The following is a 13233-nucleotide window of genomic DNA, read 5'->3' as shown; positions in this document are numbered from 1 at the left end:
GATAGTAAACATGAAAATCTGGCTTGTCACGATTGGGAGTAGTGATGTTCAACTTAGAACGAATGATGATTGGGGCGATTGGTATCGTGTGATTAGGAAAGACTGTCATAATTTACCTTTTGAGCCTGCACAAGTTATTCGGGATTCGGCAGAGCCTTATCGGATTGCACCAAGGGTGCTAGGGATAGCTTACCAAGCATATCCTGACGAAATTTGGAATGCGCTAGAATTTCCGCTCTTAAAGGAGTTCTCGATCAAACTCAAGGATGAGGCAATCGATCAGATCATTTTACTGACAACTGATCAAAGTTATATTTTTGATGAGAACCAGCGTGATGATTATAAATGCCCTTATTGGCAAGATACAAGCGAATTACAGCCTATTCTTGAGCGTTACTTTCAGCAGCATTTTCCTGCCGTGGAGGTGGTTTTGAAAGTGCTTGCCCCACAGAAGGGTGAGTTCGGGCTAGATGACTGGAACTTTGTGTTAGATCTAGTTCGTTCTACGCTCAAAGAGCTTTCAGGTGAACCAACGGCAGTTTATATTAGTCATCAGGCAGGAACACCAGCGATCTCTTCAGCGGTTCAGTTTTGTAGCCTTGCTCGATTTAGGGCAAATGTAGAGTTTGTGGTGAGCAATGAGTACTGTCCTGAACAGACTCGTATGATTTCTCGCTCCACTTACCTGCGCGGACTTCAGACTCAGGAAGCAAAAGCTTTGCTAGAAAGGTATGACTACTCTGGAGTGAAAGCTCTACTAGCACCTTATTTACAAGCTGAAGTCGCGAATTTGTTAGAAGCTGCGATTCAATGGAACTACGCCAAGTTCGACAGGTTTGCTGAACACCTCCAGCAAGCAGCAGATATAGAGCTTGCTGAATTTGCTAAATCGCGTACAACTTTAGAAAACTGGTGGTGGACAGCTTATGAATCAGCTTACTTAGGATTTGTTCGTCTCAAGCAGGGCAATACTGTTGAGGCAATGTTTCACAGCTTTCGGTCAGTAGAAGGTCTGCTCCGGCAATGGAGTAATGTACTCTATGGTGATGAAATCAAGCAGACCAAACATCCTAGATCCGAGGAAAATCAGAGGTGGGATAGAAATCTCAATGCTTATGGAGAGGATCTCTATTGGTTTCTAACCGTGAAGAAGAGCGTGGATGTGACTAAAAACCTCAAGCAAAATACAACTCCTGACATTTTCATATTTGGAAACCTAGTCTTTAAAAAAAGAAACGACTTGTTTCATCAGTTGAAAGGTTTAGAAGGACAAGAAAAAGTATTTGAGAACTGGCAGTCACCGAATGAGCCAAAATGGAAACAAGATCCTGAAGGTCATTGGAAGCTGAGGGTGTTGAAGTGTTTAAACTTCATCTGTGGAGAAAACTTTAGCTCTCTTGAAGAAGCCAGTTTACTTGTGAAGGTGCATCAGAAAATAGAAAGGGCGATCTCTCAACTATAATGTTGTTCCGTTCTGATGAGTTCGATCGCTTAAATCGACAGATTTTTCAACTGCTCGATCGTTTAGTTTGATGGGGATAAGTTTTGAGATGGAGGGGGTGCGAGGCTGGGGCGATTTGGCTGAAAGGGTGATTGTTTCGTTGGGAGCCTCGATGCCTTATGGGATAAGGGTTTTGCCGCATTGTTTGGGGTTAAAGTTGATGAAATTATTTGTTTTTGGACTGAGCCTCGCAAACCGCTGCTGGACGTTAAGCGGGGATTGAGTTTCAATGGAAGGGGTCTCTTTTAATAGAGGCAATTAATTGAATGGAAACTCGAGAACGTAACGAGAAGCAACGGACATAGAGCCAGGTCTCTTTTAATAGAGGCAATTAATTGAATGGAAACCTACGATCCGGCTGACTACTAACCCCAACGCGCAGCAAGTCTCTTTTAATAGAGGCAATTAATTGAATGGAAACTTCTCAGTTTACGATTGTGGCGTGATTGTGGCGTGATCGGGGTCTCTTTTAATAGAGGCAATTAATTGAATGGAAACCTGAACCATTTGTAACTTACTCAGCTACTTTTTAATTCTTATTTTAAGGTCTCTTTTAATAGAGGCAATTAATTGAATGGAAACCTCTTCCCTGTCTTCCGTTCCGCTGCAACGTCTCGATGTCTCTTTTAATAGAGGCAATTAATTGAATGGAAACTCACCAGAGAATGCCATCTGCATTAGTGCACCCCCCATATTCTAGTCTCTTTTAATAGAGGCAATTAATTGAATGGAAACTGTAAAGCTCTTTCATAGCTTCAAATCCTTTACTGAAGGTCGGGTCTCTTTTAATAGAGGCAATTAATTGAATGGAAACATGAAGCGCTTAGTGCCTTTGCTTTGAAACTTCAAGAATGGTCTCTTTTAATAGAGGCAATTAATTGAATGGAAACATTTTACGCCCTTCAGAAAGAATCATTTTTGACTCAATAACTTGTCTCTTTTAATAGAGGCAATTAATTGAATGGAAACCGCGGATGTTCCCCGTCTTTGAGGGCATTCCGGTGGTCATGGAGTCTCTTTTAATAGAGGCAATTAATTGAATGGAAACGTTGGTTTGTAGCGATTTGGCAATTGATACATCGCTCTCGATGTCTCTTTTAATAGAGGCAATTAATTGAATGGAAACCTTGCCATAACTGACAGACAAGGTGTCAGGGGATTTGCGTCTCTTTTAATAGAGGCAATTAATTGAATGGAAACGCTGTTTTTCTCGACCTGGAATTAGAAGCCTAGCTGGAAAGTCTCTTTTAATAGAGGCAATTAATTGAATGGAAACCATCAACTGCGGTGTCAGATTCTAAACCATAACCATTGTTGTCTCTTTTAATAGAGGCAATTAATTGAATGGAAACAGTTCTGTCTATGTTCGTGACCGTTGTTTCTAATCCGCTAGCAAGTCTCTTTTAATAGAGGCAATTAATTGAATGGAAACTTGATGCATTCGTAGGTCGCAGTTCAGTAAGTGGTGATCACTTCGAGCGTGAGTCTCTTTTAATAGAGGCAATTAATTGAATGGAAACTTGGGTAAAGGGAGCTGATCGGGCGTTTGAATCGACTGTAGTCTCTTTTAATAGAGGCAATTAATTGAATGGAAACCCACCCACACGGGGGGACGGGCGCTCCACCTATATGTAGTCTCTTTTAATAGAGGCAATTAATTGAATGGAAACGGAATGGATCAAAGTTGCCATTTGCATCCAAATAGATAGGATCAAGTCTCTTTTAATAGAGGCAATTAATTGAATGGAAACACGGTTAGCGTTCTGCTTACCAAAGATTTTCCAAATAGGCATGTCTCTTTTAATAGAGGCAATTAATTGAATGGAAACTTCAAACTGCTCGTCAAATACCTCATCCCCTGCATGTCCCATCTCTAGGTCTCTTTTAATAGAGGCAATTAATTGAATGGAAACTCATTAATCAGCGAAAGACTTCTTACTTGCGGCGGTGTCTCTTTTAATAGAGGCAATTAATTGAATGGAAACTCACTTGCAGCCGCTTTGATTTCGGCTAATTCCTGGGTCTCTTTTAATAGAGGCAATTAATTGAATGGAAACTGAAGTTCAAAGCGAGTCCAACTTGTTCGAGTGTTTTGTCTCTTTTAATAGAGGCAATTAATTGAATGGAAACACAGTTCAGGCAACGAAGCTTGCGGCGAATTGCGACGTCTCTTTTAATAGAGGCAATTAATTGAATGGAAACATCACAAGCTTGTATCCAATAGAAGGTGTACCCGGTCTCTTTTAATAGAGGCAATTAATTGAATGGAAACTTTATGGGTTTTTATCGAATAGATTGGGTGATAAAGGCTTATCTGGTCTCTTTTAATAGAGGCAATTAATTGAATGGAAACCAAATTTGTATCAGCAGCAATACTAATTAGTCTTTCAGTCTCTTTTAATAGAGGCAATTAATTGAATGGAAACGCCAGCACAGCACACATGTCTTAGCCTCAAACGTGGGGAGGTCTCTTTTAATAGAGGCAATTAATTGAATGGAAACTCCAAGAACAGAACGCAAAATCTAATTGTTTTAGTGTCTCTTTTAATAGAGGCAATTAATTGAATGGAAACATGAAAGATGTGCAGATTATGAGTGCCAAGATTGCATCACAAGTCTCTTTTAATAGAGGCAATTAATTGAATGGAAACCCGCGCAAATTGCTCACTGGACACAAACGCAGAGCGAATGTCTCTTTTAATAGAGGCAATTAATTGAATGGAAACTACTTGTATTGCTCGAAGTTGATCTTCGGTGCCGTGAGTGTCTCTTTTAATAGAGGCAATTAATTGAATGGAAACTAGATCTGAATCTAAGATCAAGAATCTGAATTAAGATCTGAGGTCTCTTTTAATAGAGGCAATTAATTGAATGGAAACCTAAGAAGGTAGTAGTCAAACGCTCCACCATACGAGGTCTCTTTTAATAGAGGCAATTAATTGAATGGAAACTCTAGAAGTACATTATTGTTAATTACTGGCATTTAATATCTACCTCCAGTCTCTTTTAATAGAGGCAATTAATTGAATGGAAACTGAAATATTAAATAATGGATGCTCTGAAAGTAAAGCTACAGTCTCTTTTAATAGAGGCAATTAATTGAATGGAAACCACGATCATTGCTATTACCAGAGCCAATAAAATTGATGCGTCTCTTTTAATAGAGGCAATTAATTGAATGGAAACCTGTATCTTTTCTAGCTTGATCTAATTTCTTTGATGTCTCTTTTAATAGAGGCAATTAATTGAATGGAAACTAGATAAACAGGATTGTGTCTGCATCCTGTTCAATGTTGGTCTCTTTTAATAGAGGCAATTAATTGAATGGAAACGAATCGAATTGATGTAATTCTGCCTTTCGATGGTCATAAGAGTCTCTTTTAATAGAGGCAATTAATTGAATGGAAACTGAGCATTGAGAATTACTCTATAGATCAAATGAATGGTAGCGATACTGATTCTCAAAAACGTCTGAGCCAGCATTTTCATCTACCAGCCCATTCTCTAATCAAGCCCTTACAAGGCGTCCTTTCAGTCACAATCAGCCAAACCAGATCTAAGTAACATTGATGTAACAAATTTATCCAGTTTCCCGCATTGCCACTACAATACCTTTGGCGAAAGCGCAGTTAGAACGATCAGGGTCTCTCTCAATACAAACACCTCATTGACTAGAACCTGCGCCAGTTAGTTCGATCGCTGTACAACAATTTTTCCCACCCGCGATCGCATCACTCTATCTTTCGCAATTTGATCAGGGAGCACAGACAATGATCATCTACAGAAAAACCTCATGTATCTTTCAAATCGCGCCCTACAAGTTCGCAATGCCTCGATTGCCGGAATCAGCGGAGCCTTAACCTTAGTTATTCTGCTGATTGCTCCATTAGGATTAGCAGCCGTCATCATCAACACCCTGCTTGTCACGATCGCAACTTTTGCCACCGGAACTGTCGTCGATCGTGTCGTCATTTCAATGCAGCGCGATCGTAATTTACCTCCAACTGCTGACCTTCGCAGACGAGAAAGCAGCAATGTGGATCGATATCGGTAGTAGGACGCAGTCGTGAAAACGCTCTATGTTTCTCACCAGGGTTGCTATCTATCACTGCGACAAGAATCAGTCTTGATCAAACGAGGTGAAACGATTCTGGATCAAGTTCAGTTGCCACTGCTAGAGCAGATTCTAATTTTTGGTCAATCCCAAGTCACAACTCAGGTTATTCGTGCTTGCTTGCAGCGAAACATTGCGATCGCATATCTGTCTCGCATGGGAAAGTGCTATGGACGAGTCCTATCAATTACTCAAGGCTATCGGCAATTATCACGATATCAGCAATTACTATCACCAGAGCTTCAGCTGCAAACAGCCCGAATTATTGTGCAAGCAAAGTTGAAAAATAGCCGAGTAATTTTGATGCGGCAGCAACGGCGACGAGCTTCTGAACAAACAGCTTTGGCGATCGAAAGCTTGGCATATTTAGTACAGCAAGCAGGGGAAGCGGTATCGATCGCGCGATTGATGGGATTAGAGGGAGCAGGAGCAGCAAGCTATTTTTCTGCATTTGGTGAATGTTTGAGTGGAGCGGGATTTGTATTTTTAGCGCGATCGCGCCGTCCACCAGGCAATCCGGTCAATGCGATGCTGAGTTTTGGATATCAGGTGTTATGGAATCATTTGCTGACGTTGATTGAGCTTCAAGGATTAGATCCTTACTGGGGCTGTTTGCATCAGGGGCATGATCGTCATGCAGCACTCGCATCAGATTTGATTGAGGAATTTCGATCGTCGATCGTGGATTCGCTAGTGCTGTATTTGGTGAATCGTGGGCTGGTAAGTGCAGATGATGATTTTGAGTACCATGACGGCGGATGCTATTTGAATCAATCGGGGCGGCGGAAGTTTTTACAGGCTTTTGTGCAACGGATGGAAGAGTCTGTCGAGGAGCAGCCGCGTTGGAATTTACTATCGCAGCAGGTGAGGGCTTATAAGCAGTTTGTGTATGATCCGAGTTGTTTGTATTCGCCTTATCTGATTCGGTGAAGTGGAAGCGGGATAGATGCTAATTTATGTAGTGACCTATGATATTCCGTCTGATAAGCGGCGGAAGAAGATAGCGGATTTGTTGGAAGGATATGGGCAGCGGGTGCAATATAGTGTGTTTGAATGTGCACTTTCGGCTGTGAAGTTCAAAGAGCTTCGGAAGCGATTGCAGCAGCGCATTAAGATCGAGGAGGATAGTGTGCGGATGTATCCGATTTCGCAGCAAATGTTGCAGCAGGTTGAGGTTTGGGGTGGAGTGGAAATCGTGGAACCGCCGGGATCAACGATCGTCTAGTGTCGTATTTGCTGCGAGGCTCAGGAGATTTGCTTGGAAGATTCATTATTTCGTTGGGAGCCTCGCAGCCTTTTGTAATAAGAGTTTCAGCGTTTTTTTAGGAAGTCAGAGAGCGCATTTTTTTTGTTTTTTGCTTGACCCTCGCAAACCGAGCCTAGACATCAAGCAGGGTATAGGTTTCAATAGGAGGGGTCTCCATTGATGGGGGCAAACAATTGAATGGAAACAAGAGTCGCTTCTTTAGTAAAGAAAGCATTAAGCTCAGCTTCGTCTCCATTGATGGGGGCAAACAATTGAATGGAAACGAGCATACTTTACCAGCCCATTGAATTCCTTCTACAGTGTCTCCATTGATGGGGGCAAACAATTGAATGGAAACAAGGTTTGGATTTGCATTATCGTGATAATGCTTATTAGCTTGTCTCCATTGATGGGGGCAAACAATTGAATGGAAACCATTTCTTCTAAAGTAGAAGGAACAGGTTCGAAGGGTTGTCTCCATTGATGGGGGCAAACAATTGAATGGAAACATAAGATCACCCACAAAAGAAAGCTGATATTTATTACCTAAGTCTCCATTGATGGGGGCAAACAATTGAATGGAAACCCGGGATTAATCCCAGCCAAACAACTCCAATTTCACTGGCTGTCTCCATTGATGGGGGCAAACAATTGAATGGAAACGTCAGGGTTGATACCATACGCACCAAGATATTCTCTCCACGTCTCCATTGATGGGGGCAAACAATTGAATGGAAACATAATTTGGGGGGTAAGCTGCGCCAGCAGCAACATACGGTGGTCTCCATTGATGGGGGCAAACAATTGAATGGAAACTCACTTGTATTCCTGTTGAGAAATATAAGGAAGCTGCTCAAAATGTGAGGTCTCCATTGATGGGGGCAAACAATTGAATGGAAACACACGATCGCCCCTCTTCTCTGTCAATCCCTCATAATACGCGTCTCCATTGATGGGGGCAAACAATTGAATGGAAACTTTCCACCTCTTTACGAGAGGAGCCAATCAAAGCTTCGATTTCTGAGTCTCCATTGATGGGGGCAAACAATTGAATGGAAACTTGCTGTATACATGGATCTCTAGCGTTTTTCTTGTGGTACGTCTCCATTGATGGGGGCAAACAATTGAATGGAAACGCACAGACACTTACCTCCGGGGACAATCCCGTAGTGATCGCAGTGGGTCTCCATTGATGGGGGCAAACAATTGAATGGAAACTTTAACTGGTTACGCATGAGCGTAAGATGTTGGATGTCTTCCGGTCTCCATTGATGGGGGCAAACAATTGAATGGAAACCTTCAATCAACATCCGGGTGGCTTCTAATCGTTGCTCAAGTCTCCATTGATGGGGGCAAACAATTGAATGGAAACTTGAATAATTTGCTGAATAAACTGAGATTTTTGATGAGCTGTCCAATTGCAAGTCTCCATTGATGGGGGCAAACAATTGAATGGAAACCCCTACCCAAACAAGTCATCAAGTCCGCCAAGATTTCTGTTGTCTCCATTGATGGGGGCAAACAATTGAATGGAAACCATCGATCGTGCGTCGAATCGTCGGATGATTACGAAATTGTCTCCATTGATGGGGGCAAACAATTGAATGGAAACACTCGACCATAATTCTTGAAGCAACTTTCCTAGCCTCTTGACTCAGGTCTCCATTGATGGGGGCAAACAATTGAATGAAAGCTCTGCCTAATATCAACATTGATGCCGCGCTATAAATTCTATGAACCGTTTTGATTAGGAGTGACTTACTGGCAGCTAACAGGCACTTTTGTCATGTAATGTTTGAAGCTGTATTGTGTTCTAGCGCCTTTTCTAAGTAAGTGTCTTAACTATGTATCCTAACGATCGCTTAGTAAGAATGCTCTCGAGCATAAGACCATAGATTATTTCAAAAGTTGGGAGGGTCAGACAATCGCTGAAAGCTTGATTCTTTCGTTGACCCTCCCAAATAGCTTGCTAGGAGGAAGTTTCAGCCGTTTTTTGTTTGAATTATTGATATTGAATATCAATAATTGACAGATGAATCAGACCCCTGCGAAAATATAGGTCTGAGATGCTTTCACATAGAGCGTTTCAGACTCCGACCGTTCTCACTCGTTGGGAACCACAATTGAATGGAAACCTTCCAGTTGCGCCACGGTCGCGATTGCATCAAGTTCTCACTCGTTGGGAACCACAATTGAATGGAAACTCATTGCACCTTTAATAGGCAAGCCAAATGCACTTGTTCTCACTCGTTGGGAACCACAATTGAATGGAAACATACGCCATTTTCCATTAGCAGGGTTATAGGTTCGAGTTCTCACTCGTTGGGAACCACAATTGAATGGAAACGATGTTGATTCCTTCTCCCGAATTAGGGTCGGTAATGGTTCTCACTCGTTGGGAACCACAATTGAATGGAAACCGCAGTGCCCTCAATGATATCCATCAGTGGATCCGCGATATCGTTCTCACTCGTTGGGAACCACAATTGAGTGGAAAAAACCGGACAGCTTAGTTCGATCTCATTCCTGAATACTGTTGCATCATCAAGTCAGCCAGGAGCCAACCTCCCTCAACCTGCAATGTTTGATGCACCCCTTCCATCACTGTTGCAGCAACAACTAAACCGCTTGCTTTCGTCCAATCAAACCGACGGCTGAAGCCATCAGGGATCACAGAAGACGATCGTGGTGCAACTGATAAATTCCAACCCTCTACGATTGCTCGATAAAGGTAGCCAACTAGATTCTGAATCGTGCGCGGCTTTTGCTAATCTTTTAAATAAACGATCGCAGGTTCAACCCGCTCTGAGAATTCAGCGATCGCTCTAGCTATTTAACTTCCGAATATTTCCCAGAACCAGCTGAGGCAGTACAGTCTGCCTTAGACCTTGGCACTTTCTCCTCAAAAGCTTGATCGAACTTGAGTCATGAGTTGATCAATCGCTTTAAGATCTGTGCAACAACATGCAGCTCATTGCCTTCGACGGTACTCAGAGTGAGTTTATCTGATAGAGCGTAGCGGGAAGAGTCACGATCGAACTTCACGAATAAATAGTCTTCTCCAGTCGTGATAAGCGCGAACACCGGAGAAGTTGGTGCACTTACCATATAGGCAAGCGTTTGTGGGAGTGCTTGCCTGACGCTAAACCCGTACCGCTTACTCTCGATGAGAATGAGCCAGAGACGATCCTGAAGAATTAAGGCATCGATCAATCCATCCAGTTGGGTGTCTCCATCCTCAATCTCAAACCGAACATATTTTTCGCTGCGAACTTGGTAAGGCGGATCGATGAAGTTGAGGGTCTCCAGTAAGGGAGACAGCAGGATAAGGTTCACTGTGCCTTCTGTAATTGCTCCGCTGTCAGCATAGTAAAGATAACGCTGCTTGAGATGATCAAGCCTTGCTCGTTCGGTATCAGTCAAAGCAGGTAGTGTCCCTTTCCACTCCGTGAAGAAAGTTAGCGCGTCCAAGCTTGGCGAAACGCCCAGTCTTGAATGAGCTTCACTAAGGTTAGTAATCGCTTTAGTTATACCGAGAGTGGCCATTGGGGTATCTGACTATTATGGCTGTGCTTTATGCTAACATCCCGCAGCAATCGATCCCGTCCAGTAATACTCTGTTTTTTAATCCAAAGATTGCGATCGTCTTAATCCGAAGATGTTGCCTGAACTCTTAACGTTCAGAGGAAAGCCTACGCTAAGGGCTATCGCTCTCAATTAACTCAGCATCTTGTTCATTAATTCGTTGTCGCCGAATCGGTGGGGACATGATTTGTAACCCTCGAACGACTTCTTCAGGCTTAGCCGTCCCATTGCTAACTCGCTTGTTGATTTCAATCAATTCCATCACTAATTCGCTTGGAATTCCCCATCGCTCCAGACTTCTCACTTCTAAAATATCAATGCCTTTCGCCAATCCCTCTAAATATTCTTCTACGGTGACTCCAAAATCGTCAATTCGTGGCGTTTTGTTTCCCTCGATCGAACCTGAATCAGAACTCATTGCGATCCTCCGCGATCGTTAATTCTTGATTGATAGCTTTGCACAGTTTGAATAATGCGATCGTGGATTCGTGCTCATAACGCTGGAAGGATGTAGATAGCAGCGACAAATGACACAATCTCAGCTTCTTTTGCCGAGACTGATCATCATTCGGCAAAGAGCAGATCTAAGCAGTTTTAGAGTTTCTAATAAACTCGTTCCATTGATTTTGAAGTGCATTAGTTGCTGCCTGCCCGATCGCATTCCAATCTGAATCTGATAGTAGTAAGTGGACAACCGATTTCAGTCGTGCGCGAAGGGGCTTATCTAACAATTGAAGCTGATCTTCATCAACTAAAGCGTCGAAGTAAGCCTGCTGTTCATCCGTAAGATGAGCGAGATGCTCACGAATACGCCGTCTCCCTTCCGTAATCGCTGCTTCAGTTCCTACCCCCAAATTTACAGATTGGATGAGTTCTGCCAAGTCGATTAATACCATCGACTGCAATCGCACTTTCCGCATGACAGCGTTTGCCTGATTCGGTGTAACAGGCTGCGGATTCTTGGAATAAGCCGGAAACCCCGCTCCGATCTCACCATATTCGGATTCGAGGCGAATTATTTCTTCCATCACTGCGGGGTTCTTCAATATATCTAGCAAGTTGCCCGTTTGCTCATATTGTTGCCGCAGCATCTCTTCATCCATGATCCGACCCTCAATCATTTAACGATCGCAGTAATTCCCCATACTCAAAGTATCTGAGATCTTCTCTGTCTGAGTCTTGTCCGCAATCAATCATACTGATGATGGTAAAGCATAAAGTCCGACGCGCCCTTTGTATCCTAGAGCGACACTACGCTGTCGAGCGATCAGGAGTAATGCTGTTCCAACACCATGAGCGATCGTGCATCAGCGGCGTAGCTTGATGCATGAGTTTATCTTGTGTAATAGGGGACAAATCATCCGTTTATTACACAAGGTGGTTGAACATTACAATCAAAGAGGGTTCAATTCGTACTGCCTTCACTAACGTCAGGATTCGTTTTAAGACTGAGAACATACTCTTCTGTCCTGCCAAGGATGAGGGCAAGACGCAGAATTTCGACTTCCGTTGGCTTATCCCCACTAGACAAAGCCTTCAGTCGAGCAGAGGAAAACTTTTCTGATTCAGCAAGTTTATTGCGATTATGCCTCACTAATTCTGCAAGTGTGTCGTAATGCGGGAACGAGCCGTCATCAGGAGGAATTTTCCCCTGTTCCTTGGCGCGCCGAACCGCTTCCTCAACAAGAAATCCTGCGAGGGTGGCAGCTTTATTTTTCTCACTTGCCGCCCACCGTTCAAGGTCATCAGCAATTCCATCTGGAAGCGTTAGAAAGACTCGTTTACTCACCGCATTTTAGGACGTAGCTCCACGCCTCATTCTAGTGGAGGGTGCTACGCCCAAATGTAGAGATCTTTAATTTCTCTCAGTTAGCTACTGATTAGTAGCTAATAGTTTATAAAAAATATGCTAACATCTCTCACAGCGAAATGTGAACGGACAGAGACCGACCCCTAATTACACTCTGACCGTTCACATGAACGACCCTTTATTCAACTCGGTAGGTGACATTGCCATGATCACGACCAAAGCATTTAAGGAACAGCACGATCTCTCCGATTCCGCCTTCAAACGCTTAGTGAGAAAAGCCAAACGTCAATATCCTGGTGGCGAATTTACCCGTCGTATCAACTCGACTCAATGGGAAGTTTTGCATCCCGCCATTCTGGAATCTCTAATTTCTACAACCGTTGCAGAGCCTGAATTTACAGACTCAACCATGACTGCAAACAAGAGCGCATCTCATCTTCTGCAACCGCTCAATCTGGTTCCTCTGCATTCACTTGTGCCTTCTCACTCCCAGACTGTTGAGGTGATCCCCACCAGCAAAGTCAGCACGATCGCTGATCTGAACGGGCAACGTGACCGTCTTATGCAAGGGCAATCCGAAATCGAGATGGCACTAGAGGTCGTTCAGCAGACCCGCCAGTTGGTCGGCTATGTTCTCTCCGTTCAGCGATCGCAGACCACAGTAGACACACAACAAGTGACGCAACTTGAAGATGCCGCTTTTGAACTACAGGTTCATGCAGATTGTCTCAGGCGAGAGGATCGGCGGACCTCGATCGAGCAGGGGTATCGGGATCAGCGTCGTTCCGAAGCACAAACACAAGTCGTTCAAATGCGGGATTTTTTCGCACGTCGCACCGAGGCAACCGCATCTTCCGAGGTGCAGCCGTAATCCTGTTGCTATTCATCACAGCAGTCCTGCTTGTATTGCTGCATAACCGATTCATTGCTCAAGCCTGTCCTTCACATTCCGTTTCTATTGCCTGTCGGTTCGGTCC

General features: G+C 43.4%; 11 protein-coding genes and 2 CRISPR repeat arrays. Of the genes, 6 read left to right on the top strand and 5 right to left on the bottom strand.

The features are described from left to right. Positions 1-10: 10 nt before the first annotated feature. From LEPBO_RS0131285 to LEPBO_RS45490, 5 genes are all read left to right on the top strand, one after another. Positions 11-1462, top strand: a complete 1452-nt coding sequence (locus LEPBO_RS0131285; RefSeq protein WP_017291549.1) for a hypothetical protein — start codon at positions 11-13, stop codon at positions 1460-1462. A gap of 277 nt (positions 1463-1739) precedes the next feature. Further along, a CRISPR array of direct repeats spans positions 1740-4910; the repeat unit is 36 nt; unit sequence GTCTCTTTTAATAGAGGCAATTAATTGAATGGAAAC. Between the two features lie 384 nt (positions 4911-5294). Further along, positions 5295-5555, top strand: a complete 261-nt coding sequence (gene csx18, locus LEPBO_RS0131280) for a CRISPR-associated protein Csx18 (protein ID WP_017291548.1) — start codon at positions 5295-5297, stop codon at positions 5553-5555. A 12-nt stretch (positions 5556-5567) separates the two neighbouring features. Continuing rightward, on the top strand, positions 5568-6545 hold the full coding sequence (gene cas1 / locus LEPBO_RS0131275) for a CRISPR-associated endonuclease Cas1 (protein WP_017291547.1): 978 nt from the start codon (positions 5568-5570) through the stop codon (positions 6543-6545). Positions 6546-6561: 16 nt separating this feature from the next. Continuing rightward, positions 6562-6840, top strand: coding sequence for a CRISPR-associated endonuclease Cas2 (gene cas2 / locus LEPBO_RS0131270; RefSeq protein WP_017291546.1), 279 nt, complete (start codon positions 6562-6564; stop codon positions 6838-6840). 191 nt (positions 6841-7031) lie between these two features. Next, positions 7032-8555: direct repeats of the CRISPR family, unit length 36 nt; unit sequence GTCTCCATTGATGGGGGCAAACAATTGAATGGAAAC. A gap of 645 nt (positions 8556-9200) precedes the next feature. Further along, positions 9201-9374, top strand: coding sequence for a hypothetical protein (locus tag LEPBO_RS45490; RefSeq protein WP_409359717.1), 174 nt, complete (start codon positions 9201-9203; stop codon positions 9372-9374). Here LEPBO_RS45490 and LEPBO_RS43100 read toward each other — a convergent pair. The 5 genes from LEPBO_RS43100 to LEPBO_RS38885 form a co-directional block, all read right to left on the bottom strand. Further along, positions 9371-9535, bottom strand: coding sequence for a hypothetical protein (locus LEPBO_RS43100; RefSeq protein WP_017291545.1), 165 nt, complete (start codon positions 9533-9535; stop codon positions 9371-9373). The two genes, LEPBO_RS45490 and LEPBO_RS43100, sit on opposite strands and share 4 nt — an antisense overlap. A gap of 251 nt (positions 9536-9786) precedes the next feature. Further along, on the bottom strand, positions 9787-10284 hold the full coding sequence (locus LEPBO_RS0131260) for a type I restriction endonuclease subunit R (RefSeq protein WP_225903982.1): 498 nt from the start codon (positions 10282-10284) through the stop codon (positions 9787-9789). 274 nt (positions 10285-10558) lie between these two features. Continuing rightward, positions 10559-10864, bottom strand: coding sequence for a hypothetical protein (locus tag LEPBO_RS38890; protein ID WP_017291543.1), 306 nt, complete (start codon positions 10862-10864; stop codon positions 10559-10561). 166 nt (positions 10865-11030) lie between these two features. Next, positions 11031-11549, bottom strand: a complete 519-nt coding sequence (locus tag LEPBO_RS0131250; protein WP_225903981.1) for a hypothetical protein — start codon at positions 11547-11549, stop codon at positions 11031-11033. Between the two features lie 302 nt (positions 11550-11851). Next, the gene (locus LEPBO_RS38885) at positions 11852-12235 is read right to left on the bottom strand and encodes a ribbon-helix-helix domain-containing protein (protein ID WP_017291541.1); all 384 of its coding nucleotides are present in this window, start codon (positions 12233-12235) and stop codon (positions 11852-11854) included. A gap of 187 nt (positions 12236-12422) precedes the next feature. Here LEPBO_RS38885 and LEPBO_RS0131240 point away from each other — a divergent pair, with 187 nt between their 5' ends. Further along, positions 12423-13127 carry a lysozyme family protein gene (locus tag LEPBO_RS0131240; RefSeq protein ID WP_148664761.1) on the top strand — a complete coding sequence of 235 codons (705 nt, stop codon included), beginning with the start codon at positions 12423-12425 and terminating at the stop codon, positions 13125-13127. Positions 13128-13233: the final 106 nt, after the last annotated feature.

It is taken from the genome of Leptolyngbya boryana PCC 6306, assembly GCF_000353285.1.
Lineage (GTDB): Bacteria > Cyanobacteriota > Cyanobacteriia > Leptolyngbyales > Leptolyngbyaceae > Leptolyngbya > Leptolyngbya boryana.
The sequence above is the reverse complement of the archived record's forward strand: the minus strand, read 5'-3'. Positions and strand labels throughout refer to the sequence as shown.

Bases quoted from the DNA above. Each gene is read 5' to 3' on its own strand.
- LEPBO_RS0131285 (WP_017291549.1), top strand. From the start codon at position 11: ATGAAAATCTGGCTTGTCACGATTGGGAGTAGTGATGTTCAACTTAGA.
- csx18 (WP_017291548.1), top strand. From the start codon at position 5,295: ATGTATCTTTCAAATCGCGCCCTACAAGTTCGCAATGCCTCGATTGCC.
- cas2 (WP_017291546.1), top strand. From the start codon at position 6,562: ATGCTAATTTATGTAGTGACCTATGATATTCCGTCTGATAAGCGGCGG.
- LEPBO_RS45490 (WP_409359717.1), top strand. From the start codon at position 9,201: ATGGAAACGATGTTGATTCCTTCTCCCGAATTAGGGTCGGTAATGGTT.
- LEPBO_RS38890 (WP_017291543.1), bottom strand. From the start codon at position 10,864: ATGAGTTCTGATTCAGGTTCGATCGAGGGAAACAAAACGCCACGAATT.
- LEPBO_RS0131250 (WP_225903981.1), bottom strand. From the start codon at position 11,549: ATGGATGAAGAGATGCTGCGGCAACAATATGAGCAAACGGGCAACTTG.
- LEPBO_RS0131240 (WP_148664761.1), top strand. From the start codon at position 12,423: ATGAACGACCCTTTATTCAACTCGGTAGGTGACATTGCCATGATCACG.